The following is a 25250-nucleotide window of genomic DNA, read 5'->3' as shown; positions in this document are numbered from 1 at the left end:
TAATCTCGATCCATGGCGGAACGAGGCACGGACGAGGTCGACCGCATCGTCGCGGCCTGGCGTCGCGAGCGCCCCGACCTCGACGTCGCGCCGCTCGAGGTCTTCTCCCGCGTCACCCGCCTCGCCCGGCACCTCGACCTCGCCCGGCGACGCGCGCTCGCCGGCCCCGCCCTCGAGATCTGGCAGTTCGACGTGCTCTCCGCCCTGCGCCGTGCCGGTGCCCCGTACCAGCTCACCCCGACCCGGCTCGTGGCCGAGACGCTCGTGTCCTCGGGGACGATGACCCACCGGATCGACAAGATGGTGGCCGCCGGGCTCGTCGAGCGCACCCAGGACGCGGCGGACAAGCGGGTGGTGCGCGTCCGGCTGACCGACGAGGGGCTCGAGCGCGTCGACCGCACGATGACCGCCCTCCTCGCCGCCGAGCGGGAGCTGCTCGCCGGGATCTCGCCGGACGAGGCGGCCGAGCTGGCCGACCAGCTGCGGTCGCTCACCGCCCAGTTCGAGCCGGACCCGCCCTCGGGCCGCTGACGCCCGTGCGGGGGGAGACCCCCACCCTCGACGCACGCACGGACGCCTGGCGCCGCCCGCGGGGACATCCCGACGCTTGCCCGGACCGCCGCCGCTCAGTTCCCCCGGCGCCCAGCGTTGCGCCCCACGCAAACGACTCTTGCCCGGCCCGCCCGCGCGCGGGCGACGCGCCGCCCCTAGCGTGGACCCCCACGGCGTCGTGGCACCCGGCCCCGCCGGAGCTGCCCCGTGGAGGAGAGCATGAGCACCTACCGGATCGCCGTCATCGCCGGCGACGGCATCGGCACCGAGGTCGTCCCCGAGGGCGTCAAGGTCCTCGAGGCGGCCGCGGAGCGCTTCGGCCTCTCGCTCGAGCTCGAGCACTTCGACTTCGCCAGCGCCGCGTACTACCAGGAGCACGGCCAGATGCTCCCGGACGACTGGTTCGCCACGCTCAAGGGTTTCGACGCGATCTTCTTCGGCGCCGTCGGCTGGCCCGAGGTCGTGCCGGACCACGTCTCGCTGTGGGGCTCGCTGCTGCAGTTCCGCCGGCACTTCGACCTGTACGTGTCGCTGCGCCCCGTCAAGCTCCTCAAGGGCATCCCCTCGCCGCTCGCGGGCCGCGCCCCCGGCGACGTCGACTATCTCGTGGTCCGGGAGAACACCGAGGGCGAGTACTCCTCGATCGGCGGGAAGATGTTCGAGGGCACGGACCGCGAGACGGTGGTCCAGGAGACCGTGATGACCCGCACCGGCATCGACCGGATCCTGCGCTACGCGTTCGAGCTCGCACAGCAGCGGAAGAAGCACCTCACGTCGGCCACCAAGTCGAACGGCATCTCGATCACCATGCCCTACTGGGACGAGCGGGTCGTCGAGATGTCGGCCGCCTACCCGGACGTCGACGTCGACAAGTTCCACATCGACATCCTCACCGCCCAGGCGGTCCTCCACCCGGACTGGTTCGACGTCATCGTCGCGTCGAACCTGTTCGGCGACATCCTCTCCGACCTCGGGCCCGCCACCACCGGGACGATCGGCATCGCGCCCAGCGCCAACATCAACCCCGAGCGCACCTTCCCCTCGCTCTTCGAGCCGGTCCACGGGTCGGCCCCGGACATCGCGGGCAAGGGCATCGCCAACCCGATCGGCCAGATCTGGTGCGCCGCGATGATGCTCGACCACCTCGGCGAGACCGAGGCGGGCGCGGCGGTCGTCGACGCGTTCGAGAGCGTCATCGCCGAGGCGAGCACGCTCACCCCGGACCTCGGCGGGACGGCCACGACGGCGGAGCTCGGCTCCGCGATCGCCGCTCGCGTCGCGCAGGGCTGACGAGGGCGGCGCCCGGGCGGCCCGTTCGTCCCGGGCGCCCGCGGCATCGCGGCGCCGCGATGCCGCGGGCGCTCCCGGCGCCGCCCCACTCAGGCCCCGAGGAACTCCCGGATCTCGCGCACGATCTCGTCCGGCGCCTCCTCCGGGAGGTAGTGGCCGCAGTCGACGGCGTGCCCGGACACCTCGTCGGCGATCCGTCCCCACAGGGCCAGCGGGTCGAACAGCCGCTCGATGACGCCGTGCCGCGCCCAGAGCACCCGCAGCGGCACCTCGATCCGCCGGCCGGCCGCCCGGTCGGCCCGGTCGTGCTCGAGGTCGATGCCGTTCGCGGCGCGGTAGTCGTGGGCCGCGCCGGCCGCGCGCTCGGCGCCGTCGAACCCGGCCACGTACTCGTCCAGCACCTCGGGAGGGAACGGGGCGAGCCCCGCGTGCCGCGCACCCATCACGCCCTCGACGTAGCCGCGCGGGTTCGCCCCGGCGAGCGCCTCGGGCATCGGCGCGGGCTGGATGAGGAAGAACCAGTGCCAGTAGGCGCTCGCGAACGCGCGGTCGGTCGCCTCGTACATGTCGAGCGTCGGGGCGACGTCGAGGAGCATCGCGGCGCTCACCCGGTCCGGATGGTCCCCGGCGAGACGCGCCGCCACCCGGGCCCCGCGGTCGTGGCCGACCACCGCGAACCGCTCGTGCCCGAGAGCCGCCATGAGCTCCACGGCGTCGCGCGCCATCGTGCGCTTGCTGTAGGCGGCGTGGTCGGGTCCCGGGGCGGGCCGGCCGGAGCGGCCGTAACCCCGCAGGTCGGGGAGCACGACGTCGAACTGCCGGGCCAGCTGCGGCGCCACGCGGTGCCACATGACGTGCGTCTCCGGGTGGCCGTGGAGCAGGAGCAGGGGTGGCCGGCCGGTGCTCGGCCCGAGACGGCCGCGGACCCGGACACCGTCGAGCTCGACGTCGAGAGGCTGGAAGTCGGGGAACACGTGCACGCTCCTTCGTCGTCGGGCCGTCGAGGTGTCCCTCTCCCCCGACAGGTGGTCCCACACCGAGGCTAGACTTGCCGCCCGCGGCACGGGAGGGCGCTCGCGACACATGCGGCTTGCGCCCCGAGCAAGGGAGCGACGCATGCCCTCGGAGATCGACGACCTCGAGCTCGTCCAGGTCGTCGCCGCGGCCGGGACCCTCACCGGGGCCGCCCGGCACTGGGGGATGTCGATCTCCGCCGTCAGCCGCAGGCTGCGCGCGCTCGAGCAGCGCCTCGGCACCACGCTCGCCCACCGCCGCGCGCGGGGGCTCGAGCTCACCCCCGAGGGCCGCCGGTACGCCGAGCGCGCCGCCGAGCTCCTCCAGGAGGTCCGCGACCTCGAGGACTCGCTGCGCCCGGGCCCGGACCGGATCGCGGGGCCGCTCCGCGTCGTCAGCACGGTGGGGCTCGGCCGCAGCCACGTCGCCCCGCTCCTGCGCGAGCTGCAGGCCGAGCACCCCGGCCTCGACGTCCGCCTCGAGCTCTCGAGCCTGCCGCTGGGCGCCTCGCTGCCGGGCTTCGACCTGGCGGTGCGCGTGGGCCGCGTCCCCGACTCCACGCTCGAGCTCCACCTGCTGCTGCCCAACCGGCGCATCGTCGTCGCCTCCCCCGCCTACCTCGAGCGGCACGGCACACCGAGGACCGTCGAGGACCTCGCGCACCACGAGTGCCTGGTGGTCCTCGAGGACGAGGGGTCCTCCACGTGGGAGCTGGAGGTCGGCGGCGCGCCGGTCGCCGTGCCCGTGGACGGCCACCTCACCTGCACGGACGGGACCGCCGTCACGCAGTGGTGCCTCGACGGAGCAGGGCTCGCGATGCGGTCGACGTGGGACGTCGGCCGGCACGTGCGCAGCGGGGCGCTCGTCCAGGTCCTCGCCGACGTCCCCACCCCGGACGCCCACGTGGTCGCCCTGCACGACGGCGGCGGGCGCGCCCCGGCCCGCGTCCACGCCGCGGTCGAGCACCTCCGCGCGGGACTCGCCCGCCGGTGCGACCCGGCGGCGGTACCCTGACGGACGAGCACCGAGGCAGGAGAGGCACCCGTGAGCACCCGCACCGAGCACGACGCGCGCACGGTCGCGCCCGGGACCCGCTCGCCCGCCTTCCCCACCGACTCCCGCGAGACCGCGGCGGACCGCTTCATGCGCCGCCTGCTGCGGGTCCGGCGCACCAACCGCAGTCTCGACGCGGGGGCGCACCGGCGGCTGCGGCTCTCGCTCGTCGTCTCGGCGGTGCGCTGCCTCGTCACCTACGTCCTCATCCCGGTGCTCGTCCCGCTGCTCAGCATCGCCGGCGTCCTCGCCGCGCCGGTCGGCATCGCCCTGTGCGCGGTGGCGGTCGTCAGCGGCATCTCGGCGCTCCGGCGGTTCTGGGCCACCGACCACAAGGGCCGCTGGATGTACACGGGCTTCATCGCCGTCGTGTTCGTCGTCCTCGCGGTCGGCCTCGTCGCCGACGTCTCGCACCTGGCGGGTGCCGCATGAGCGCCGGTCAGGACCCGCGCCGCACCCGCGAGGAGGTCGGGCACGGAGGCGCGGTCGACGACCCGACCGCGGACGAGCTCCTCGACCAGAGTTCCGACCTCGACGACGCCACCGAGGCTCCCGAGGACGCGACCGAGGAGGACCCCGACGAGGTCCCCGAGGTCAACGCCTGGCTGACCGTCGTCATGTTCGGCTTCTTCGTCGTCGCGACGGTCGCCTGCTACATCTGGCTCGACGGCTGGCACTGAGCCGGGCCCGCGGGCGCTGATCCGGGCGCCCGGCGCGCGGCCCGTGCACCCGGCCACGTGCTCCGCGCGCACCCACCACCCGGCGACCACCCGGACGCACGTGCCCGGTACTCGACCGCCTCCCGGATCGGCCCGCGGGCGCCCGAACACCGTTGTCCGGCGCCCGGGGCAGTCCTAGCGTGAGCGCACCCGCAGGACCCCTGTCCCCCCAAGGAGCGTCGTGACGATGCCGCCCGCACCCCCCTCCCGGGACCCGGCATGACCACCCTCGCCGACCGGGACGCACTCACCGACCCGGCCTCGCCGGACCTCCCCCTCACGAGCGTCGACACGCGCGCCGGAGAGGCCGTCGTCGAGCCCGTCGTCCCCGGCGCGCCGGAGGCCGGCGCCGCTGCTCCGCACGCCGCGGCGCAGCACGCCGTGGCACAGCTCGTCCCGGCCCCGCACGCACCGCCGACCCCCGCGCCCGCGCCCGCTCCCCCGACGCCGCACCCGCCGCACGAGCGGGTGGACCTCGCGGGCATCGTCGTCGACCTCATGGGCGAGGCCGACGCCGTGTCGACGATCGTCCGGCGTGCGGCCCGCCCGGCGGGGATCGACCGCGACGACGACACCCCCGCGCTCCCGCCGCTCGCCGTCATCTCCGCGAACCTCGACCACATCGTCCAGTTCGGGTCCACCGGCCGCTGGCGCCACCAGCTCGGCGACTCGCTGCACCCCACGAGCACCGACGTGGACGGCACCGCCCGCCCCCTCGAGTGGCTCACGCTCCTCGACGGCGCGCCGCTGGTGTCCCGGGCGAACCGTCTGACCGGGCGCGCCTGGCCACGCCTCGCCGGCAGCGACCTCGCCGACCCGCTGCTCGACGCCGCCGAGTCGGCCGGGGTCTCGGTCGGCTTCGTCGGCGGCTCCTACCTCGTCCAGCGCCTGCTCTCGCGACGGCTCGCACGGACGCGTCCGGGTCTCGTCGTCGCCGGCATGTGGTCCCCCGACCGTTCCGACCTCTCCGACGACGCCGCCTCCCTCCGGTTGGCCGCGGACATCGCGGAGTCGGGGGCACAGCTGCTCGTCGTCGGCCTCGGCAAGCCCCGCCAGGAGCTGTGGATGTCCCGCTTCGGCCCGGCCACCGGAGCGAACGTGCTGCTCGCCTTCGGCGCCGTGGTCGACTTCCTCGCCGACGCCGTGCAGCGTGCCCCGCGCCTCGCGAGCGACCACGGCCTCGAGTGGGCCTACCGCCTGGCGCGCGAGCCGCGCCGGCTCGCGACCCGGTACCTGGTCGACGACCCGCCGGGCCTCGTCCAGCTCCGGCGCGACAGCCGGGCGCTGCCCCCGACCGACCCGCCGGAGGCGGTGCAGTCGCCCCCGGTCCGCTCGACGAGCGCACCGGACGCGACACCGGCTGCCCCCCGCCCCGCCGGGTCGACCACGTCCGGACCTGCCGTCCCCGGGAGGGGCGGCACCTTCGTCCCGGCCGACGCGCCGGCCGAGGTCGCCGCCCTCGTGGTCACCTACGACAGCGCCGAGCACGTCGAGTCGCTGATCGACAGCCTCCGCACCGAGGCCGAGGACCTGCGCCTCCGGGTGGTCGTGGCCGACAACTCCTCCACCGACGGCACGCTCGAGCGGCTCGCGGCGCACCCGGACGTCGTCGTCGTGCCCACCGGCGGCAACCTCGGGTACGCCGCCGGGATCAACGTCGCCGCGCGCGCGGCGGGCGACGCCGAGGCGCTGCTCGTCCTCAACCCGGACCTCGAGGTCCGGCCCGGGGCGGTCGCCGAGCTGCTGGCGGTCCTACGCTCGGGCCACGCCGACCTCGTGGTCCCCCGGCTCGTCGACCCGTACGGCGCCACGGCGATGTCGTTGTACCGGGAGCCCTCGGCCGCGTCGGTCCTCGGCGACGCGGTCCTCGGCAACCGGTGGCCCCGGCGACCGGCGGCCCTCGGAGGCACCGACCTCGCCCCGGAGAGCTACCAGTTCGGCCACGAGATCGACTGGGCGACCGGGGCGGCGCTCCTCGTGAGCGCGTCGGCGGCGCGCCGGATCGGCGAGTGGGACGAGCGGTTCTTCCTCTACTCCGAGGAGACCGACTACTTCCGCCGCGCACGCGACCTCGGGCTCGTCGCCCGGTACGAGCCGCGCGCCACGATGGTCCACGCCGGCGCGGGGTCCGGGACCTCCCCGCGCCTGCGGGCCCTCATGGCGGTCAACCTCGTGCGGTACGCGCGCAAGCACCACGGCGCGGGCGTCGCGCGGCGCTGGTGGGCGGGCACGCTGCTCTCCGAGGCGCTGCGGGCGCACCGTCCGGGTCGCCGTGGCGTGCTCGGGGTCGTGGCCGACGAGGCGCGGTGGGACACGCTGCCCGGGCCGGCAGCGGGACCGGCGTCGGGGGCGGTTCCCCTGACGGGGGCCGCCGCGGGTCCGGCGGCGGGACCGGTCGACGAGCCGGCGGCGCGTCCGGCACGCGTCCTCGGCGAGCACCCGCGCGGCACCGTCATCATCCCGGCGCACGACGAGGCGGCGGTCGTGGGACGGACCCTTGCCGCCCTCGCGCCCGCGCTCGCCACCGGCCGGGTCGAGGTCGTCGTCGTGTGCAACGGGTGCACCGACGGGACCGCGGCCCGCGCCGTGGCCGTCGCCGGTGTCCGGGTGGTCGAGATCGACGTCGCGTCCAAGACCGCGGCGCTCAACGCGGGCGACCGGGCGGCCACGCACTGGCCGCGCGTGTACCTCGACGCCGACATCGAGCTCGCCCCGGCCACGCTGCGGCGGCTGCTCGAGACGCTCGCCGACGGCGCGCTCGTCGCCCGCCCGACCTTCCGGTACGACACGGGCACGGCGCGCTGGCCCGTCACCGCGTACTACCGGGCGCGGCGCCGGCTGCCGAGCACGAGCGCGGCGATCTGGGGAGCCGGCGTGTTCGGGCTCAGCGAGGCGGGGCACGCCCGGATCGGGTCCTTCCCGGACGTCACGGCGGACGACTACTTCGTGGACCAGGCCTTCGACGACGACGAGAAGGTCGTCGTCGCCGCTCCGCCGGTCCCCGTCCGCACGCCGCGGGACGCCGCCTCGCTGCTGCGGGTGCTCCGACGGCAGCACCGAGGGCCGGCCGAGCAGCGTGGGCGGGCCGCGCGGCATCCACGGGCCGCGGCGTCGACGGGCGCTGCTCCGGCTGGTGCAGGGTCCGGCCGTTCGTCGTCGGGCCGTTCGTCGTCGTCGGCGGGGTCGACGGCGCGTGAGCTGCTCGCCTCGGTGCGCGGCCCGCGGACCCTCGTCGACGCCGCGGTCTACGCCGCGCTGGCGGCGGTCCCCCGACTGACCCGGCGGTCGCGGTCGGCGGACCCCGGGTGGGAACGGGACGAGAGCAGCCGGGTGCCCCGGGAACGAGGAGGAGCCCCTCATGCAGCTCAGTGACACGATCGCGACCCTGCTGCGGCGCTGGTACATCCTGCTGCTCGGCCTCTGCCTCACCGCTGCCGGCGGGTGGTACGCGTACCGGTCGATCCCCACCACGTACGAGGCCACGGGCAGTCTCCTGCTCATGCCGTCCACCGACACCGTGGGCGCCGAGGGAAACCCGTACCTCTACCTCAACGGCATGATCGACGCCCGCGACGTCCTGCTGCGCCGGGCGGGATCGACCGAGAACTACGCCTCCGTCGTGGCCGAGCACCCGGGGACCGCGTACACGCTCGGCTCCGACCCGACCACGCAGTCCCCGATCGTCACGGTGGCCGTGGAGGGCGCGACCCCCGAGGACGCCCTCGCCGTCATGCACGCCGCCCTGGCCAACGTCGAGGAGAACCTCGACGCGATGCAGGACGAGGTCGGGCTCCCCGACGGCCAACGGCTCGGCGCCTCGCCGCTGGTCCTTGCCGACTCGGCCGCCGCGAGCCGCACCGCTGCGGCCCGCATGGCCATCGTCGTCCTCGGCGCCGGCGGGCTGGGCACGCTCCTGGTCGCCGGTCTCGTCGACGGCGCACTGATGCGTCGCCGCGAGCGCCGGTCGGCCGCGACCGAGCCGTCCGCGACCGATCGAGCCGTGGGAGACGAGCCACCGGTGGAGCCCCTGAACGCGGTGACGGACACACAGGCCGCGGAGGCTGCGGAGACCGAGCCGGCGCACGACGGCACGACCGCTCCCGGAGAGACGACCGCCGACGTCCTCCCGGACGTCACGGAGGCAGCGACGGACGACGACGCAGCGGCGCTCGGTACGACCACCGAACCGCAGGACGAGCCCGCGGACGACGCCGTGCCGCGCGAGACGGAGCTGGCCACCGCGTCCGCGGGCCCGCCGGACCGATGAGGAGCGGTGCGGCGAGTCTCGTCCGACGCCGCTGGTACGTGTACCTCGTGGCCCTGGTGGCACTCGCCGTGGTGGTGCTGTCCGCTCCCGCCCCGCCGCGCGCCACCACGATCCGGGCGGAGCTCACCCTCAGCCCGCCGCCCGAGTTCTCGGCGGAGACGCCGTACGTCTTCTCCCTGGAGACGATGCTCGCCTTCACGGCCGCGGTCGACGAGGCGTACGACGCGCGCTATCCGTCGACCCGGCTCTCCACCCCGAACGCCTCCCTGTTCGGCAACCAGGTCCTCGACGGCGTCTCGGTCACCTCGTCCCGGTCCGGCACGCAGTGGCAGGAGTGGCAGGACCGGCCGTCGATGATCGTGACGGCGACGGGGCCGACGGAGGCCGCCGCCCTGGCCACCATCCGCACGACGATCGCCCAGGTGGCGCAGGTGACGACCGACATCCAGGTCGGCTCCGGCGTTCCCGCCGCCGCGCGGATCCGCCTGCTCTGGCAGGAGGACACGTTCACGATCGGTTCGATCGGCAGGACCGATTCCACCGCGGTCAAGGGGGCGGCGGTCCTCGGTCTCGTCGCGCTCGGCGCCGCGACCGCCGTCGCCTCCGGGTTGGACCGGGCGGGCACGCAGCTGCGCAGGGACCGGTCCGAGACGTCCGGGGGGCGGACCGGATGACGCTCGCCGACCACGCCGTCGTCGTCCCGCCGGACGGCACCCCCGCCACGCGCCGCGTCCGGTTGGACGCGGTGACCTTCCTGACCGTCTACCTCGTGCTGCTGCTCGGGATCCCGTCCTACCTCGTCATCCCCGCGCTGGGCACGATGGGGCAGCTCTCCCTCCTGTGGGGACTGGCCGGCCTCGCGTGGTGGGCGTTCACGGCGGTCTCCCGCGGCGGGCGCGGACACCGCCGCACGTCTCCCGTCGGGGTCGCCCTCGCCGTGCTCCTCGCGGTGGTCGCGACCGCGTACGGCATGGGAGCCCTGCACGGGTTGCCGACGCACCTGGCGGCCGCGGCAGACAGCGGTCTGATCCGCGTGCTCAGCTGGTCCGGCGTGGCGCTCGTCGCGCTCGACGGGATCCGGACCAGGGCCCGGCTGCTCGCCCTCGTGCGCCGGGTCGCCTGGGCCGGCGCGCTGATGTCCGTCCTCGGGCTGGCCCAGTTCGTCACCGGGCAACCGCTGGTCACCTCGATCTCGCTCCCCGGGTTTGCCGTCGACGGCTCCTTCGCGGGAGTGATGGACCGCGGCGGATTCGTCCGCGCGGCCGGCACCGCCTCCCACCCGCTCGAGTACGGGACGCTGCTGTGCCTCACCCTCCCCCTCGCCCTCGCCCTGGGGATGAGCGAGCTGCGTCGTCCGTGGTTCGTCCGGTGGCTGCCGGCCGGGCTGATCGCGCTCGCCGTGGCGCTGTCGGTCTCCCGGTCGACCCTCATCGGGGTCGCGTTCGGGTTGCTCGTCCTCGCCCCCCGCGTCCCCCCGGCCTACCGGCTCCGGGGGGCACTGCTCGGTGTCCTCCTCGGCGCGGCGATGCTGGTCGCGGTCCCCGGGCTGGTCGGCACGATGCTCGGCCTGTTCACCGCCATCGGGTCCGACGCCAGCACGGTGTCCCGCACGGGCAGCAGCGACGTGGTCCTGGAGATCGTCGGCCGGCACTGGTGGCTGGGCCACGGGTACGGGACGTTCCAGCCGAACGAGCTGATCCTCGACAACCAGTTCCTGCTCATCCTCGTCGAGCTCGGTGTCCTCGGCCTCGCGGCGTTCGCCGCGGTCGTCCTCACGAGCATCGCCTGCGCGTGGCGTTCCGCCCCTCGTCCCCGGGTGGCCGGCCCCGGCGGCGTACCGGCGCCGGCCGTCTCGCACTCGCTGGCCACCGGTCCTGCCCTCGCGGCCGGCATCGCCGCCGGATCGCTCACCCTCGCCTTCTTCGACGGGCTCTCGTTCCCCATCAGCGCGGGACTGCTCTTCCTCACCTACGGGGCCGCCGGCGCGTCCTGGCGGATCGCACGCACGGACCGCTCGGCGGCCGACGGGTAGCGCCCCGTGCCGGTCCGGACGCGGTCCTCCACCATCTCCGCGGTCATCCGCTGCGCCACGTCCCAGCCACGCGGCCGGCGGGCGGCGATGCGCGCGGCGCGGTCGGCCCGTTCACCCGGGTCGGTCACCGCGACGGCTGCGGCCAGGGCGTCGGCGAGCGCCTCAGGACGCCCGGGCACCCAGGCGACCTCCGGGTGCTCGAGGTCGAGCCGCGGTCCGGGATCGTCGTTGAGCACGGTGACGCTGCCGGCGGCCAGCATCTCGGCCGCCACGAGGGAGATGTTCGTGAACGACATCGCCAGGCCCGCGACCACCTCGTTGTACAACAGGTTGAGCTCCTGCGGCGGGAGCGAGCCGTGCTGGACCGCAGGGACCCGCCACCCCGGGATGCGGTCGCCGACCACATGGATCGGCTCGTCCGGGCACCGCTCGTGGAACAGCTCGAGGGTCCGTCTCGCGAGCAGGTAGCCGCGGCGGTCGACGTTCCGCTTGGCGTAGTAGACGACGCCGCGGCGCGCCCCCTGACGCCCGGGAAGCAGTCGGTAGGTCTCGACGTCGCAGCCGAACGGGACGACGAGGTCGGGCTCGGCACCCGCCTCCCGGCGCATCGCCGCAGCGACCATCCCGCCGAGGGCGATGGTCTGCAGTCCCATCGTGTACGTCGCCTCGGCGAGGTCGTAGAGGTAGCCACGCGGGTAGAAGTAGGCCTCGTAGTCCTGGACGAAGTAGAAGGGGACCGCACCGCCGTGCAGCGACGCCACGACGTGGGCGGTCTGCCACGAGCTCGCCACCACGGCGTCGTACCGGTCCAGACCGTCCGCGACGCTCGCGACGCCCGCCGGAAGTCCCGGCCACCACCGGCGGATCGTCTCCTCGCGGCGCGCGACGTCGTCGTCGGTGGCGTCGTAGAGGACGAGCGTGCACCGGTGACCGCGCTCGGCCATGGCTCGCACCATGCGGAACAGGGTCGTGTGCCCTCCGGAGCCGGCGCCCGGAGGCGTGCAGACCCAGCCCACCTCGAGGCTCTCCTTCTGCCGGCCGGGGATCGGCGGCGGAGGAGGGCCGACGTGGACGTGCTCGTCCCGCAGGGGCAGCCGCGGCTCGTCCCAGGCCCGCGCGGCGCCGAGGCGCTCGACCCCACGGCGGGCGATCGTGCCCGCGGTGCCACGCAGCCCGTCCCTGCGCAGGCTCGCTCGGACGTTCTCGGTCAGTCCCATGTCAGTACACCCCGTTCCGGTGCCAGCTGCGTTCGGTCCATGCGCGTCGCACGCGGTCACGGGCACGCCGGGCGGTCCCGGCGAGGACGTCCACCGGTCGGCGCCCGCGTGCCGCCCGGCGAGCGATCGCCCGCTTGCGTCGGAGGTTGGCTGCGGTCGGTGCGATCGCCATCCCGTCGAGCCGGAGGTAGGTCTCCGTCACCGCTCCGTGGACGTCGAGCTCGTGGGTCATCGTGTCGAGCACCTGCCGGTCGAGCGCAGCGTCGGCCGTCCGCCGGGCAGCGGCGGCCCACCCGAGTCCGCCGGCCGCGCCGTCGAACAGGGCGTGGAAGGCGAGCCGGCGCTCGGCGAGGTCGACGACGACGTCGACCTCGCGCGCGGAGAGGCTGAGGTCGTGGTCGCGGTGCCACGCCTGGTCCGCGCCGTGGACGTACCCGACGTCGCCGAACGCGGCGAGCCGCAGCCACATCTCCATGTCGTGCGTGTGGGCGAGCGGAAGCTGCCCGCCCACACGGGCGACGAGGTCGGACCGCATGACGACCTCGGCGGACGTGATGACGTTGTACCCGTCGGCGCACCGGTCCTGCACCCACTGCTGGCCGGGCCAGATCGTCCAGGCGGAGGCGGTGGTCCGCGCCGGGCGCCGCGGGCCGCCCTCGACGAAGTGGCTCGGGTGGCCGTAGACGAGTCCGACGGACGGGTGGGCGCGGACGAGTGCGACCGCACGGGCCAGGGAGCCGGGGGTCAGCAGGTCGTCGGCGTCGAGCCGGACGAGGAACTCGCCGGTGACGTGCTCGAGTCCGGCGTTGAACGCGGCGACCGGTCCCCGGTTCGCCGGCAGGCGGACGACACGGACCCGGTCGTCCGCTGCGGCCAGTCGGTCGGCGACGGCCGCACTGTCGTCCGTGGAGTGGTCGTCGACGACGACCACGTCGACGTCGACGCCGGGCTGCTCGAGCACGCTGGAGACCGACCCGACGAGGTAGCGCCCGTAGTTGAAGCACGGGACGACGACGGTGACGCTCGCGCGCTCCCCCGGCCCGACAGCCACCGGCACGGGGGGGACGCGCAGCCGTCGGCCGACCGGGTCACGTCCGGTGGCGCGGCGTTCCTGGGACAGGGTCATGCCGACTCCTTCGTGGGCGTGCGGACGGGGACGGGTGCGGGCACGGGTGTCGGGCCGGCGCCGTCCGTCGCGGGCTCCGCCGGTGCGTCGTCCGCGGTTCCGAGCACTCCGTCGGAGCCCAGCTCACGGGCTTGCGCGAGGCGCGCCAGGAACCAGCGGTGCAGGAGGGCGGCGTAGACGAGGGTGCCGAGCAGGCCACCGACCAGGAGCGCCGTCAGGTCGTTCTCGACGAACGCCGCCACGCCCCGCGCGGTCGCACCCGCCGGCACGGCAGCCAGAAGGGGCGGCCAGAGCGCCGCCCGGGCGGCGGCGACGTCGGTCCCCGCCCGGGCCAGCACCCACCCGACGAGGCAGACGAGGAGGAGCGCGGCGGCGACCTGCGCGAGGGCCGCCCCGGTCCCACCGGCCGTGCGCGCACCGAGCACGAGCAGCGGAACGAGTGCGAGCATCCATCCCACCTGCAGCCACAGCACCCAGCCCGACCGGCCGCGCGCCAGCAGGTAGGCGGTCGCCAGGTCGACCGGCGTGCGCAGCGCGCCGAACACGGCGAGCAGCGCCAGCAGCCCGACGGCGGGCGACCACCGTGCACCGTAGAGCAGGCCGACGAGGGGCTCGGACAGGGTCGCCAGCATGAGCCCGGCGAGGACCGAGAGCGTCCACACCGGTGCCAGGGCGGTGGCGAAGGAGGTGTCGCGGCGCCCCTCGGCGAGCCGGGCGAACGCCGGCAGCGAGACCGACCGGACGATCTGGCCGAAGACGCTCATCGGCCAGTTCGCCACGTTGAACGCGAGGTAGTAGAAGCCGAGGACGGTCGTGCCGGCCAGGGTGGACAGCACGATCTTGTCGATGCCGAGCAGCGCCCAGGACAGGAGGTTGGCGGCGGCCAGCGGGACGCCGAAGGCGAGGATGTCGCGGACGAGGAGCCGGTCGAACCCGAGGTGCAGGCGCCGCCCTGTGAGGACGAACTGGAGGACGACCGCGGTCGCCTGGGCGACGACCCGGGCCACGGCGAGCGCCATCACGCCCCACCCGGCGAGGATGAGCACGACCGTCACGGTCGTGCCGACGACGAAGTCGGCGACGCCGACGAGGAAGACCCGCTTCTGCTGGAAGTCCCGCTGCAGCGCCGCGTTCGGGACCACGCCCGCGCCGGCGACGACGAGGGTGAGGGACATGACCGCGAGGACCGGCCCGGCTTCGGGCGCTCCCAGGATCTCGGCGACGGTCCCCGAGCCGATCACGAGTGCGAGCGTCAGCGACGCCGACATGACGATCGAGAGGGTGGCGATCGTGGGCGCGCGACGTTCGTGGTCCGGCGAGCGGACGAGGTCGGCGCTGAGTCCGAGGTCGGCGAGCGTCATGAGCACGGTCTGGACGGTGAGGACCACCGCGTAGACCCCGAACTCCCCCGGGCTGAGCATCCGGGCGAGGAACACGCCGACCCCGAGCGACCCGAGACGGAGCACGGTGCTGCTCACCGTGCTCCAGGCCAGGCCGTGGCGGATACCCGCCCGCAGGTCGCGCGGCGCGCTCATGCCGCAGCCGTGGCCCGTGGGCCGCGGCGCGCGCCGGCCCGGTGGAGAAGGAAGCCGGACATCGCACCGGCGGAGCGCGCGAGGGAGGCCGCGCGCCGCGCGGTGGTCAGCACGGGACGACCGACGCGCGACCTGTCGTGGGCCTGCGCGTAGATGTCGAGCAGCACCGTGGCCGCCCGGTCGAGCCCGAACCGCTGCTCGACGAGCCGTCGGGACCACTCGCCGAGCCGGGTCCGCTCCGCGCGGTCGGTGAGCAGCTGCTCGAGGGTGTCGCGCAGGGCGTACGGCCCGCCGTCGCCGTGGCCGAAGAAGCCCTCTCGAAGGAACTCCGGCATCGTGTCCGCGCGCACCGCCCGGACGTACCCGCCCGCCCCGAGCACGACGGCGGGCCGGGCGTGGGCCATCCCCCGGAGGATCGAGCTGCCCATCCCGAGGACGACGTCGCCGGCGGCGTAGGCGGCGCCTGGGTCCAGGAGAGTGCCTGGCATGCGGACGACGGGTCGCCCGTGCCGGTCGTTCACCTCGTCGGCGGCGATCCGGACCCGGGCGGCGTCGTCGCCGTCGCCCGCCACGAGGAGGGTGACCGGGAGCCGCTCCGCGAGCGTGCCCACCGCGGCGATCGCAGCGATCACCCCCGCGGACTTGTCGAGGTCCGTGGTCAGCCGGCCGACCACGCTCACCACCGGTCCGCCCTCGTCCAGGCCGAGGCTGCGACGCGCGGGCCCCGCCGGACGCGGGGTGTCGAGCGCGGTGTCGATCGGCGGCTCGAGGACGTGGCGGTGCGCGAAGCCCTCCCCCGCGGCCTCGGCGGCGAGCCGTTCGGTGCCGACGACGAGGTCGAGATGGCGCGGCAGGAAGCCGGGGACCTCCATCGACAGCACCGTCATGACGAGCGGGGTGTCGAGCCACCCGTGCGCCCCGAGGGAGGCACCCATCGACGGCGCCCACTCGTAGGCGTGCACGAGGTCCGCGCGCCACTCGCGCACGAGTCGCATGAGCCCGAGGGCCCACGGCAGCGAGAGCCGCAGCCCCGTGGCCGCCGGACGCCAGTCCAGTCCGGCGGCCCGCGCGCGGTCGACGAGCGGACCGGGCGGGGCGTAGACCACCACCTCGTGCCCGCGGTCGCGGACCGCGGCAGCGAGGTCGAGGGCGTTGATCTGGCTGCCGCCCATGCCCATGTCGTGCGGGCAGACGACGATCCTCATGTCGAGGTCGCCTCCCGGGGGCGGACGACGGTCGTCACCGCGGCACCTCGACGGCGGCCCGCAGGACCTCGGCCACCCGTTCCTGCTGGTCCGGCGTGATGTGCGGGAACATCGGCAGCGAGATCATGGTGCCCGCCGCGGTCTCGGTGACAGGGAACGACCCGTGCGCGTGCCCGAGGTCGGCGTAGGCACCCGTGAGGTGGACCGGCACCGGGTAGTGCACGCCCGCACCGATGCCGGCGACCCGGAGCCGGTCGAGGACCGCGTCCCGGTCCGCGACCCGCACCGGGTAGAGGTGCCACACGTGCTCGTTCCCCTCGGCGGCGAACGGGAGGCGCACGCCCTCGACGTCCCCCAGGAGCTCGGCGTACCGGGCGGCGGCGGCTCGGCGGGCCTCGTTCCAGGCGGCCAGTCGGCGGAGCTTGGCGGACAGCACCACGGCCTGCACGGCGTCGAGCCGGGAGTTCATGCCGATGACGTCGTGGTGGTACTTCGTGGCGCTCCCGTGGTTCCCGAGCCGGCGGACGTGGGCGGCGGCGTCGGCGTCGTCGGTGAGGACGGCTCCCGCGTCGCCGGCCGCCCCGAGGTTCTTGCCCGGGTAGAAGCTCGTGCCGGCCGCGGCACCGAGCGAGCCGGCTGGCCGTCCGTGCCGGGTGGCGCCCTGGGACTGGGCCGCGTCCTCGACGATCACCGCGCCTTCCCGCTCCGCGACCACAGCGAGCTGCTCGACGAACGCCGCCTGGCCGAACAGGTGGACCGGGACGATCGCCTGGGTCCGGTCGGTGACGGCGGCCTCGACCGCGCGCGGGTCGATGAGGAGGTGGTCGGGGTCGACGTCGACGAGCACGGGCACCGCGCCGATCCGGCTCACCGACTCGGCGGTGGCGATGAAGGTGTTCGCCGGGAGGACGACCTCGCCGCCGGGCGAGACGCCGACGCCGCGCAGGGCGAGCTCGAGCGCGTCGGTCCCGCTGCCCACGCCGATGCAGTGGCCGACCCCGACGGCGTCGGCGTAGGCCCGCTCGAACCGGTCGACCCAGGGGCCGCCGATGAACCCGGCCGTGGCGAGCACCTGCTCCAGGCCCTCGCGGACCTCGGCGTCGACCTCGAGCTGTTGGGCGACGAGGTCGAGGAAGGGGACGGGGGCGGCGTCGTCCAGGGGCGTGGGATCGGCGGCCGGCCCTGCCGGCGCGGCGAGCTGCGTGGTGGACATCAGGCGTACTCCTTCTCGAGCTGCGAGACGATCGATCGGACGAGGGCGTCGTCCGTGTCCGACGTCGACTGGATGTGGACGGCCCGGTGCTCCGGTCCGAAGGCCTCGACGAAGTCGTCGGCCTCCGCGGCGTCCATCGGGGTCGGGGACCAGTGGCTGTGGCACCGGGGCGTCCCCGACTCGTAGTCCCTGTCCTTCGGTCGACCGAAGTGGCGCACGTACGTGCCGTACAGGACGTCCTCGCTCAGGTGCAGGTGCCGCGCGAGCGCCACCGCCCATGGCCGACCGGTGACCTCCTCCACCCGGCCCAGGCCGGCGTCCACGAGCTCACGGTCGTAGGTGACGATCCCCGCCACGTGGTCCGGGTAGGCGTCGCGGTCCTGCCACGGCAGGCCCAGGAGCTCGTGGGCGACCTGGCACCACCGGTGGTGGCGGTGCATGCTGCGGGTGATGCCGCCGTCCTTGCTGTAGAAGTGCACGGACCCGTCGCGGACGAAGTCGGACACGTGGGTGCGCCGAACGAGGACGACGTCGGAGTCGACGAAGACGAGCGCGTCGGCGTCGACGTGGGCCGCCATGTTGAGCTTGATGAGCTGCTGCATCACCCACCCGCGGATCGGCTGCCAGGGCCTCCGCCGACTCACGCCCGCGCAGTTGAGCCGCCGCGACAGGAAGGGCAGCCTCCGGGTGGCGGCGGCCAGCCGGTCGGTGGGGATGATGCCCTCGGGGACGACCTCCTGGTAGGACCAGACCGCGAGCCTCGGCGAGTCGATGCCCCGGTAGAGGTCGACGTCGATGCCCGGCACGGCCGCGTGGTGCACGACCGAGTCGTCGGTGTGCCTGAGCACCGACTCGTGGAGCCGCCGGAAGCTGTCGAAGTCCGGCCGGTAGGTCGGGGTGACGATGGCCATCGTCGAGGCAGCCCCGGTCGGCGGTCGGTGGGTGGTCATGGGAGTGCTCCTTCTCGGGCCCAGCGCTCGCGGGTGACCACGGAGCCGAGTCGTCGGTCGGCGTAGAAACGGGCCCCGGCGGCCGCGGAGGTCGCCAGCGAGCGCACCGCCTCCGTCCGGGTCGTGCGTCCGCCCGCGGTGTCGAGGTAGATGTCGGCCAGCCGGTCGGCCGCCCGGTCGAGGTCGTGGTGCTCGGAGACGACGTTCCGGCCGAGCTCGCCGAGGCGGACGCGGAGCGCCGGGTCGGCCGCGAGGCGGACGAGCGCGTCGCGCAGGTCGCGGGCGCCGGCACCACCGCGCCCGAACCACCCCTCGTGGCGGAGCTCGCGCACGGAGGTCCAGTCCGCGACCCGCCAGAAGCCCGCCTCGCCCTGGACGACGAGCGGTCGGGCGTGGGCCATCGCCCGGATCGCGGAGGACCCCATCCCGAGCACGACGTCGGAGGCGGCGTAGACCGGGTCGGGGTCGAGCCGGAGCCCGACCGTCCGTACGACGACCCGGCCGTGCCGCTCGTTGACCGCGGCGGCACGGGTCTCGACGGCCCGCCGCCCCTCACCGTCACCGGCGACCAGGAGGCTCACTCGCTCGGTCCCGGAGAGCCGGTCGACCACCCGGACCGCCTCGAGGACGCCCTGGAGCCGCTCGTGGTCCGTCGTGAGCATGGTGACCGTGCCGACGACGAGCTCGTCCGCGTCGATGCCCCACCGGGCGCGGGCGTCCGCCCGGAGCCGGCCCGCGCGGTCGCCCGCGCCCCCCGCGTCGCCCGTGTCCACGGCGGGCTCGAGGAGATGGACGGCGCCGCCGCGCACCGCCGCGCGCTCCGCCAGCGCCGGCGTCCCCGCCACGAGCGGCACGTGCGCGGGCAGGAACCGCGGCGCCCCGGCGGCCAGGACGGTCATGAGCAGCGGCAGCCGGCGGCCGGCGGAGAAGGCCGCGCGCAGGGACGGCGCCCACTCGTAGGTGTGGACGAGGTCGACGTCCCACCCGCGGGCGACCCCGGCGAGGCCCCGCGACCAGGCGCGGGAGGAGATGTCCGACGGCGCGGGGACCCAGGGCAGGCCGGCGGCCTCGACGAGCTCGGCGAGCACGCCGGTCGGCGCGTAGAGCACGGGCTCGTGCCCGCGGCGACGCACGGCGTCGGCGAGCCCGACCGCCTGGAGCCGGCTGCCGGCCATGTCGAGCGCGGGGGTGCAGACGAGGATCCTCATGGCACGCGTATCCGTCCGTGGGAGGTGAGCAGGGGCAGCACCCCGACGGGGCGCGGGTGCGGCAGTGCGGGACCACCGGCGCGGTCGCGACGGAGCTCGGCGGCCGGCGCGCCGACCCAGGTCCGGCCGGGCGGCACGTCGCGCAGCACCACCGCGCCCATCCCGAGCGTGGCGTCGGCTCCGACGCGCACGTCCTGGCGGACGCTCGTCTGCATCCCGAGGTAGGCCCGCTCCCCGATCCGCACCCGTCCGGCGAGCGTGACCCCGGCGGCGCACGTGACGCCGTCGGCGAGCTCGTCGTCGTGGGTGAGCACCGTGCGCGGCATGAGGACGACGTGCTCACCGACGGTGACGTCGCAGGTGAGGACGCAGCCGGCGAGCAGGATCGAGCCGGCGCCGACGGCGGAGCCGGCGCCGATGACGACCGAGGGGTGGACGTGCACGGCGTACCGCTCGGCACCCACGCCGAGGTCGGCCAACCGGGCGGCCAGCGCGATCCGCGCGGCCCCCTGCCCGGGGCAGAGCAGCAGCCGCTCCGACCGCTGCGCGGCCAGCGCGGCGGGTCCGAGGACCGGGACCCCCGACACGGTGGTCCCGGCGAGCGCCGGGTCGTCGTCGAGGATGCCGACCACCCGGTCCGTGCCGGCGTCCCGGACCGAGGCGAGCGTCTCCCGGGCGAGACCGCTCGCGGCGACGAGGAGGAGGTCGGCCATCACCGGCCCCCGTCCAGCGGGCTCCGGCGCGAGGGCCGCTGCGGGGACCGGGACGCCAGGACGAGGCTGTCGACCACCCGCCCCAGCTCCTCGGCCGTCATCGCGTGGAACATCGGGAGGATGATCGTCGAGCGCGTGAGCCGCTCGGTCGCGGGCAGTGGGCCGAGCGTGCCGGTGTGCCCTGCGTAGGCCGGCTCGAGGTGGGCCGCCATGATGCCGCGCCGGGCGGAGATCCCGTCGGCCGCGAGCCAGGCCAGCAGGTCGTCGCGTCCCATCGGGAAGCCGGGGAGGACCTCGATCCAGAAGGACTGGAAGTTGGTCGTCCCCCAGGGCGGGTCGGCCACGCAGCGCAGGTCCGGGAGGCTGTCGAGCACGGTGCGGTAGTCGGCCGCGAGCGACCGCCGGCGCCGCACCATCTCGGGCAGGCGGCCGAGCTGGACGAGGCCGAGGGCGGCCTGCAGGTCGGTCATCCGGTAGTTGAAGCCGATCTCGGTGTAGGACTCCTTGGTGGCGAGCACCGCGGTGTGCCGGTCGGCCGCGGACACGTCCATCGCGTGCTCGCGGAGGCGCCGCGCGCGCACCGCCCACTCGGGGTGACAGGTGGTGAGCATCCCGCCCTCACCGGTGGTCAGCAGCTTGCGGGGGTGGAACGACCAGGTGGTGAGGTCGGCGCCGGCACCGACCGGCTCCCCGGCGTAGGTCGAGCCGGCGCCGCACGCCGCGTCCTCGATCAGGACGAGCGAGCGCCGGTCGCACAGCTCCCGCAGAGGGCCGAGGTCGACGGGGACACCGCCCTGGTCGACGACGACGACGGCGGTCGTCGCCGGGGTGAGGGCCGCCTCCACCGTGGCGGCGGTGACGTTGCCGGTGGTGGGGTCGACGTCGGCGAAGACGGGGCGCGCCCCCACGTAGGTCGGCGCGTTCGCGGTGGCGATGAAGGACAGCGAGGGGACGACGACGTCGTCGCCCGGCCCGATGTCCGCCACCTTGAGGGCGAGGTGCAGGGCGGTCGTGCACGACGACGTCGCCACCCCGAAGGGGACACCCTGCGCCTGGCTGAACGCCCGCTCGAAGTCGGCGGTGCGCGGGCCCTGCGCCACCCACCCGGAGGTGATGACGTCGACGACGGCCTCGATCTCCTCGGCCCCGAGCCACGGCCTCATCACGCTGATGCGGTCCATCGCGGCAGCCTCGATACTCATCGTCCGGCCGCCTGCGCTGGTGCAAGAACGCGGCCGGCGGTCGTCCCGTCACGGGGGGCGGCGGGCACGGCCCGACCCCAGTTGGTCGTCGACGCCTCGGCGGCCAGCTCGTCCGCGGTCCTCCCGGACGCGCGGAACCACGAGACGAGCTCGGCGATCCCGTCGACGAGCTCCGTCCGCGGCGCCCATCCCGTGAGCGTCTCCATCCGCGTGGCGTCGACCATCAGCCGGCCGACGTCGCCGGGGCGTGCCGGCAGCAGCTCCGGCGCGAGGTCGGGCCGCCCCACGGCGTCGGCGATCACCTCGCAGACCTCGCGCATGGCGAGCTCCCTGCCGGTCCCGAGGTTGACGGTCTCGCCGATGGCCGCGGGGCACTCGGCGAGCGCGACGAGCCCGGCGGCGGTGTCGCGCACGTGCATGAAGTCGCGGGTCTGCTCGCCGGTGCCGTAGAGCACGGGTGCGTGACCGGCGAGCATCCGCACGATCGTGCGCGGGATGATCTCCCCGCTGTCCCCCTCGTGGTGGCTGCGGGTGCCGTAGGTGTTGAACGGTCGGGCGACGATCACGGGAAGGCCGTACGTCCGTCCCATCGCCCGCGCGTACGCCTCGCCGGCCAGCTTCGCTCCGCCGTAGACGGTCTCCGGCCAGGTCGGGTGTCGCTCGTCCATCGGCGCGTACTGGGCGGTGCCGAAGACCTCGCTGCTGCTCACGTGCAGCAGCAGGCGGACCCCGGCGTCGCGCGCCGCCAGCCCCACCGTCAACGAGCCGTCCGCGTTGACCGAGTGGTTCTCCTCGGGCGAGTGCAGGCTGTGGCGCACGCCCAGGCACGCGAGGTGCATGACCACGTCCGCGTCCTCGAGGACGGCGTCCATGACGGACCGGTCGCGGACGTCGCCGACGACGAGAGCCATCCGCGGGTCGTCGCTCCAGGTGGCCAGGTTCTCGCGCCGACCGTTGGTCAGGTCGTCCACCACGGTGACGGATCTCGGCCGCCGGTCGCGCAGCAGCGCGTCGACGACATGGCTGCCGATGAACCCCGCACCGCCGGTGACGACGACACGGGCACCGTCCAGCGTGGTCACCTCCGACATCACCGCACCCCCTCGAACGCGCGGGCGTCCCCCGCCCCCACGGCGACCGACCGGCCGAGGCCGACGTGCCGGCCCCTGCCGGCCAGGGAGTCGCTCGCGGCCTCGAGCACCTCGAGGACACGGAGGGCGGACCGTCCGTCGGTCGGGGGCACCGACCCGTCGCGGACGGAGGCCGCGAGCTGGCTGACCATGAGGCCGAGCGGCTCGAACTCGGACAGCGCGGGCGACCACGTGTCGCCCGTCCGGTAGGAGATCGTCACGTCCGTGCGCGAGGCGGTGTCGCCGAGGACCTCCTCCTGCCGCGCCAGGTCGACCCCGCGGTCGAAGATGCTCAGGCGCTGCTGCGGGTTGAGGTCGTCCCAGACGAGGGTGCGGCGGCTGCCACCGATGACCATCCGGCGGATCTTCGTCGGCGAGAGCCAGTTGACGTTGACGTGGACGTGGGCTCCCGAGCGCTGGGGCAGGGAGAGGTAGCCGACGCAGGCCTTGCCGGCGTCGAGCGGGTCCGCCCCCTCGGCCGCGACGCTGAGGGGGTCCAGGCCGCCGGGGAGCACGAAGTCGAGGATCGACAGGTCGTGCGGGGCGAGGTCCCAGAAGACGTCGACGTCGGGCTGGACGAGCCCGAGGTTGATCCGGGTGGAGTCCACGTAGAGGATCTCACCGAGCTCGCCCGCCTCGACGAGCTCCTTGATCCGTAGGACGGCGGGCGTGTAGCAGTACGTGTGGTCGGCCATGAGCACGGTCCCGGCGCGGTCGGCGGCCTCGACCATCTCGCGACCCCGCGCGGTCGTGTCCGCCAGCGGCTTCTCCACCACGACGTGCTTCCCGGCGGCGATCGCCGCCATGGCGATCGCGTGGTGGGTCCGCGCGGGGGTGGCGATCGCCACGGCGTCGACGTCGTCCCGGGCGAGCAGCTCGCCGACCGATCCGACGACGTCGGGCTGCCCCGTACGTCGGGCGAGCCGGCCGGCGCGCTCGAGGTCGGTGTCGCACACCGCCACGAGCTCCCACTCGGTGCTCATCGCGAAGTTGCGGGCGAGGTTCGGGCCCCAGTACCCGGCACCGATCACCGCCGCCCGCAGCGGGGGGTGCAGGGTGTCGTCGGGCTCGATGCTCATCAGTACGCTCCTTCGGGTCTGACCATGACCTTGAAGGTCCGCCACATGATCATGAGATCGCCTGTGACCGACCAGTTCTCGACGTAGTAGAGGTCGAGCCGGACGCTCTCCTCCCAGTCGAGGTTCGACCGCCCGCTGATCTGCCAGAGCCCCGTCAGGCCCGGCTTGATGTAGAGCCGCCGGCCGGTGTGGCCCTCGTACGCGGCCACCTCCTCGGGCAGCGGCGGCCGGGGACCCACGAGCGACATGTCGCCGCGCAGGACGTTCCAGAACTGCGGCAGCTCGTCGAGGGAGTGCCGGCGCAGCACGGCACCGAGCCTCGTCACCCGCGGGTCGTCCTTGAGCTTGAACAGCGGCCCGGCACCCTCGTTGCGTGCCGCGAGCGCCGCCCGGTCCGCCTCGGCGGTGGTGACCATCGTGCGGAACTTGTTCATCCGGAACGCCCGGCCGTGCCGGCCCGTGCGCGTCTGGGTGAAGAACGCGCCCCCGGGCGAGTCGCGCCGGACGAGGATCGCGATGACCGCGAACAGGGGCAGCATGAGCAGCAGCGCCGCGGTCGACCCCACGATGTCGAGGGCCCGCTTGACCACGTGGCGGCCGCCCTCGAACCGGGGCCGGTCGACGTGCATGAGCGGCAGTCCCTCGACGGGGCGCATCGTGATCCGGGGACCGGCGACGTCGAGGAGGCTCGAGACGAGCACGAGCTCGGTCCTGGTCGGCTCGAGCGCCCAGCCGAGCGTGCGGATCGCCCGGGTCCCGCCGGACAGGGGGCCGGCCACGATGACGGCGTCCGCCCCGAACTCGGTCACCGCCTGCGGCACGCGCTCGGTCCCGTAGTAGGTGGGCGGAGCCGTCGCCCCGGGCGGGGCGAGGGGCGCGGCCGGCTGCGGCGCGCCCGGGGTGGCCGGGTCCGCCGGCGGGCGGTCCGTGTCGAGGACGACGCCGACCACCCGGTAGCAGACGGCCGAGCGCCGGGCGATCTGCCGGGTCACGTAGGCGACGTCGGACTGCTCGCCGACCACGACGACGTCCGACAGGGCGGCGCCGCGCAGCCGAAGCGTGTGGAGCCAGGACCGCCACGACCACCGGCCGAGCAGGAGGGCGAGCAGGCCGACCGGGACGGTGAGGACGAGATGGGGGCGGACGGCCGCGAAGGCCACGGGGCCGAGCAGTACCGCGGCCGCGCAGGCCACCCCCGCCGTGGCCGCCGTCGCGTTGACCACCCGCTTGTACTCCTCGGCCCCGACCGCCATCCGCCGCGGGGAGCGCGTACGGAAGAGCTGGAGCGCGAGGAGCCACACGAGACCGAGCCCGACGCCGATCGCGACCTCCGCAGGTCCCTCGCCCCGGCGGGGCGAGGCCAGGGCACCGATCCCGACGACGAGGAGCAGGACCGCGAGGTCGGTGGCGAGGACGCGGTGGCGGTAGCTGGCGGACCAGTGGGTCGCGCGGCGGTCGGCACCCTGGCTCGGGGCGACCTCGGGGCGCAGGGGGCTCGGTGCGGCCGGCGCGGGGCTCGCGACGCCGACGTCGAGGCCGGTCGGAGGGGTGAGGAGGTCGACGGGTGCGCCGGCCCCGCCCGCGTCGGTGCGGGACAGGGTGCCGGTGCGCCGGTCGGTGGTGGCGTGGTCGGTCGTCGTCGACTGCTGAGGCACGAGGGGCTCCGGGGGGATGGCAGCTCCGGCGGTGTCGGGGGGACGTCTCCGGCGCTCCGGCGGCGGGTCCGCCGGCTCGGGAACGACACT

At 75.0% G+C, this 25250-nt stretch carries 22 protein-coding genes; 9 read left to right on the top strand and 13 right to left on the bottom strand.

Annotated features, from left to right (window positions below; all coding sequences use genetic code 11):
* The first annotated feature begins 12 nt into the window (after positions 1–12).
* Together ACZLMO_RS01725 and ACZLMO_RS01720 are read left to right on the top strand one after the other, a co-directional pair.
* The gene (locus tag ACZLMO_RS01725; RefSeq protein ID WP_425714752.1) at positions 13–531 is read left to right on the top strand and encodes a MarR family winged helix-turn-helix transcriptional regulator; all 519 of its coding nucleotides are present in this window, start codon (positions 13–15) and stop codon (positions 529–531) included.
* A gap of 240 nt (positions 532–771) precedes the next feature.
* Positions 772–1842, top strand: coding sequence for a tartrate dehydrogenase (locus tag ACZLMO_RS01720; protein WP_425714751.1), 1071 nt, complete (start codon positions 772–774; stop codon positions 1840–1842).
* An 89-nt stretch (positions 1843–1931) separates the two neighbouring features.
* On the opposite strand, the gene ACZLMO_RS01715 is transcribed toward ACZLMO_RS01720, so the two are convergent.
* Positions 1932–2822, bottom strand: coding sequence for an alpha/beta fold hydrolase (locus ACZLMO_RS01715; RefSeq protein WP_463652681.1), 891 nt, complete (start codon positions 2820–2822; stop codon positions 1932–1934).
* A 136-nt stretch (positions 2823–2958) separates the two neighbouring features.
* On the opposite strand from ACZLMO_RS01715, the gene ACZLMO_RS01710 reads away from it, so the two are divergent.
* From ACZLMO_RS01710 to ACZLMO_RS01680, 7 genes are all read left to right on the top strand, one after another.
* The gene (locus ACZLMO_RS01710) at positions 2959–3870 is read left to right on the top strand and encodes a LysR substrate-binding domain-containing protein (protein ID WP_425714749.1); all 912 of its coding nucleotides are present in this window, start codon (positions 2959–2961) and stop codon (positions 3868–3870) included.
* A 30-nt stretch (positions 3871–3900) separates the two neighbouring features.
* Positions 3901–4341 (top strand): hypothetical protein, encoded by a 441-nt coding sequence (locus tag ACZLMO_RS01705; protein WP_425714748.1) that lies wholly within the window; start codon positions 3901–3903, stop codon positions 4339–4341.
* The gene (locus ACZLMO_RS01700; protein WP_425714747.1) at positions 4338–4589 is read left to right on the top strand and encodes a hypothetical protein; all 252 of its coding nucleotides are present in this window, start codon (positions 4338–4340) and stop codon (positions 4587–4589) included. Before ACZLMO_RS01705 ends, ACZLMO_RS01700 begins: the two co-directional genes overlap by 4 nt.
* A gap of 258 nt (positions 4590–4847) precedes the next feature.
* On the top strand, positions 4848–8000 hold the full coding sequence (locus ACZLMO_RS01695; protein ID WP_463652680.1) for a WecB/TagA/CpsF family glycosyltransferase: 3153 nt from the start codon (positions 4848–4850) through the stop codon (positions 7998–8000).
* Entirely contained in the window at positions 7987–8895 is a 909-nt protein-coding gene (locus tag ACZLMO_RS01690; RefSeq protein WP_463652679.1) for a hypothetical protein, read from the top strand. Before ACZLMO_RS01695 ends, ACZLMO_RS01690 begins: the two co-directional genes overlap by 14 nt.
* Positions 8892–9569 carry a hypothetical protein gene (locus tag ACZLMO_RS01685; protein ID WP_463652678.1) on the top strand — a complete coding sequence of 226 codons (678 nt, stop codon included), beginning with the start codon at positions 8892–8894 and terminating at the stop codon, positions 9567–9569. Before ACZLMO_RS01690 ends, ACZLMO_RS01685 begins: the two co-directional genes overlap by 4 nt.
* Positions 9566–10927 (top strand): O-antigen ligase family protein, encoded by a 1362-nt coding sequence (locus ACZLMO_RS01680; protein WP_463652677.1) that lies wholly within the window; start codon positions 9566–9568, stop codon positions 10925–10927. Before ACZLMO_RS01685 ends, ACZLMO_RS01680 begins: the two co-directional genes overlap by 4 nt.
* Here the strand turns inward: ACZLMO_RS01680 and ACZLMO_RS01675 are convergent.
* The 12 genes from ACZLMO_RS01675 to ACZLMO_RS01620 are packed head-to-tail and all read right to left on the bottom strand — an operon-like array spanning position 10864 to position 25160.
* A complete protein-coding gene (locus ACZLMO_RS01675) occupies positions 10864–12144 on the bottom strand; it encodes a rhamnosyltransferase WsaF family glycosyltransferase (protein WP_463652676.1) in 1281 nt (426 codons plus the stop codon). The two genes, ACZLMO_RS01680 and ACZLMO_RS01675, sit on opposite strands and share 64 nt — an antisense overlap.
* A gap of 1 nt (position 12145) precedes the next feature.
* Positions 12146–13270, bottom strand: a complete 1125-nt coding sequence (locus tag ACZLMO_RS01670) for a glycosyltransferase family 2 protein (protein ID WP_463652675.1) — start codon at positions 13268–13270, stop codon at positions 12146–12148.
* The gene (locus tag ACZLMO_RS01665; protein WP_463652674.1) at positions 13267–14805 is read right to left on the bottom strand and encodes an oligosaccharide flippase family protein; all 1539 of its coding nucleotides are present in this window, start codon (positions 14803–14805) and stop codon (positions 13267–13269) included. Before ACZLMO_RS01665 ends, ACZLMO_RS01670 begins: the two co-directional genes overlap by 4 nt.
* Positions 14802–16010, bottom strand: a complete 1209-nt coding sequence (locus tag ACZLMO_RS01660; protein WP_463652673.1) for a glycosyltransferase — start codon at positions 16008–16010, stop codon at positions 14802–14804. The genes ACZLMO_RS01665 and ACZLMO_RS01660 overlap by 4 nt, the downstream gene beginning before the upstream one ends.
* Before the next feature lie 34 nt (positions 16011–16044).
* Positions 16045–17223 carry a DegT/DnrJ/EryC1/StrS family aminotransferase gene (locus tag ACZLMO_RS01655; RefSeq protein WP_463652672.1) on the bottom strand — a complete coding sequence of 393 codons (1179 nt, stop codon included), beginning with the start codon at positions 17221–17223 and terminating at the stop codon, positions 16045–16047.
* A complete protein-coding gene (locus ACZLMO_RS01650) occupies positions 17223–18173 on the bottom strand; it encodes a DUF6492 family protein (RefSeq protein WP_463652671.1) in 951 nt (316 codons plus the stop codon). Before ACZLMO_RS01650 ends, ACZLMO_RS01655 begins: the two co-directional genes overlap by 1 nt.
* The gene (locus tag ACZLMO_RS01645; RefSeq protein ID WP_463652670.1) at positions 18170–19381 is read right to left on the bottom strand and encodes a glycosyltransferase family 4 protein; all 1212 of its coding nucleotides are present in this window, start codon (positions 19379–19381) and stop codon (positions 18170–18172) included. The genes ACZLMO_RS01650 and ACZLMO_RS01645 overlap by 4 nt, the downstream gene beginning before the upstream one ends.
* The gene (locus ACZLMO_RS01640) at positions 19378–20094 is read right to left on the bottom strand and encodes a NeuD/PglB/VioB family sugar acetyltransferase (RefSeq protein WP_463652669.1); all 717 of its coding nucleotides are present in this window, start codon (positions 20092–20094) and stop codon (positions 19378–19380) included. The genes ACZLMO_RS01645 and ACZLMO_RS01640 overlap by 4 nt, the downstream gene beginning before the upstream one ends.
* Positions 20094–21296 carry a DegT/DnrJ/EryC1/StrS family aminotransferase gene (locus ACZLMO_RS01635; protein ID WP_463652668.1) on the bottom strand — a complete coding sequence of 401 codons (1203 nt, stop codon included), beginning with the start codon at positions 21294–21296 and terminating at the stop codon, positions 20094–20096. Before ACZLMO_RS01635 ends, ACZLMO_RS01640 begins: the two co-directional genes overlap by 1 nt.
* Positions 21293–22387: a dTDP-glucose 4,6-dehydratase gene (locus tag ACZLMO_RS01630; protein ID WP_463652667.1), complete on the bottom strand. Its 1095-nt coding sequence runs from the start codon at positions 22385–22387 to the stop codon at positions 21293–21295. The genes ACZLMO_RS01635 and ACZLMO_RS01630 overlap by 4 nt, the downstream gene beginning before the upstream one ends.
* Entirely contained in the window at positions 22387–23505 is a 1119-nt protein-coding gene (locus ACZLMO_RS01625; RefSeq protein ID WP_425714731.1) for a Gfo/Idh/MocA family protein, read from the bottom strand. The genes ACZLMO_RS01630 and ACZLMO_RS01625 overlap by 1 nt, the downstream gene beginning before the upstream one ends.
* Positions 23505–25160 carry a sugar transferase gene (locus ACZLMO_RS01620; RefSeq protein ID WP_425714730.1) on the bottom strand — a complete coding sequence of 552 codons (1656 nt, stop codon included), beginning with the start codon at positions 25158–25160 and terminating at the stop codon, positions 23505–23507. The genes ACZLMO_RS01625 and ACZLMO_RS01620 overlap by 1 nt, the downstream gene beginning before the upstream one ends.
* Positions 25161–25250: the final 90 nt, after the last annotated feature.

The organism is Georgenia sp. G2120 (assembly GCF_055326485.1).
The sequence above is the reverse complement of the archived record's forward strand: the minus strand, read 5'-3'. Positions and strand labels throughout refer to the sequence as shown.

Bases quoted from the DNA above. Each gene is read 5' to 3' on its own strand.
- ACZLMO_RS01700 (WP_425714747.1), top strand. From the start codon at position 4,338: ATGAGCGCCGGTCAGGACCCGCGCCGCACCCGCGAGGAGGTCGGGCAC.
- ACZLMO_RS01710 (WP_425714749.1), top strand. From the start codon at position 2,959: ATGCCCTCGGAGATCGACGACCTCGAGCTCGTCCAGGTCGTCGCCGCG.
- ACZLMO_RS01675 (WP_463652676.1), bottom strand. From the start codon at position 12,144: ATGGGACTGACCGAGAACGTCCGAGCGAGCCTGCGCAGGGACGGGCTG.
- ACZLMO_RS01630 (WP_463652667.1), bottom strand. From the start codon at position 22,387: ATGTCGGAGGTGACCACGCTGGACGGTGCCCGTGTCGTCGTCACCGGC.
- ACZLMO_RS01690 (WP_463652679.1), top strand. From the start codon at position 7,987: ATGCAGCTCAGTGACACGATCGCGACCCTGCTGCGGCGCTGGTACATC.
- ACZLMO_RS01670 (WP_463652675.1), bottom strand. From the start codon at position 13,270: ATGACCCTGTCCCAGGAACGCCGCGCCACCGGACGTGACCCGGTCGGC.
- ACZLMO_RS01725 (WP_425714752.1), top strand. From the start codon at position 13: ATGGCGGAACGAGGCACGGACGAGGTCGACCGCATCGTCGCGGCCTGG.
- ACZLMO_RS01645 (WP_463652670.1), bottom strand. From the start codon at position 19,381: ATGAGGATCCTCGTCTGCACCCCCGCGCTCGACATGGCCGGCAGCCGG.
- ACZLMO_RS01680 (WP_463652677.1), top strand. From the start codon at position 9,566: ATGACGCTCGCCGACCACGCCGTCGTCGTCCCGCCGGACGGCACCCCC.
- ACZLMO_RS01625 (WP_425714731.1), bottom strand. From the start codon at position 23,505: ATGAGCATCGAGCCCGACGACACCCTGCACCCCCCGCTGCGGGCGGCG.
- ACZLMO_RS01695 (WP_463652680.1), top strand. From the start codon at position 4,848: ATGACCACCCTCGCCGACCGGGACGCACTCACCGACCCGGCCTCGCCG.
- ACZLMO_RS01640 (WP_463652669.1), bottom strand. From the start codon at position 20,094: ATGGCCGACCTCCTCCTCGTCGCCGCGAGCGGTCTCGCCCGGGAGACG.
- ACZLMO_RS01655 (WP_463652672.1), bottom strand. From the start codon at position 17,223: ATGTCCACCACGCAGCTCGCCGCGCCGGCAGGGCCGGCCGCCGATCCC.
- ACZLMO_RS01650 (WP_463652671.1), bottom strand. From the start codon at position 18,173: ATGACCACCCACCGACCGCCGACCGGGGCTGCCTCGACGATGGCCATC.
- ACZLMO_RS01665 (WP_463652674.1), bottom strand. From the start codon at position 14,805: ATGAGCGCGCCGCGCGACCTGCGGGCGGGTATCCGCCACGGCCTGGCC.
- ACZLMO_RS01720 (WP_425714751.1), top strand. From the start codon at position 772: ATGAGCACCTACCGGATCGCCGTCATCGCCGGCGACGGCATCGGCACC.
- ACZLMO_RS01635 (WP_463652668.1), bottom strand. From the start codon at position 21,296: ATGAGTATCGAGGCTGCCGCGATGGACCGCATCAGCGTGATGAGGCCG.
- ACZLMO_RS01685 (WP_463652678.1), top strand. From the start codon at position 8,892: ATGAGGAGCGGTGCGGCGAGTCTCGTCCGACGCCGCTGGTACGTGTAC.
- ACZLMO_RS01660 (WP_463652673.1), bottom strand. From the start codon at position 16,010: ATGAGGATCGTCGTCTGCCCGCACGACATGGGCATGGGCGGCAGCCAG.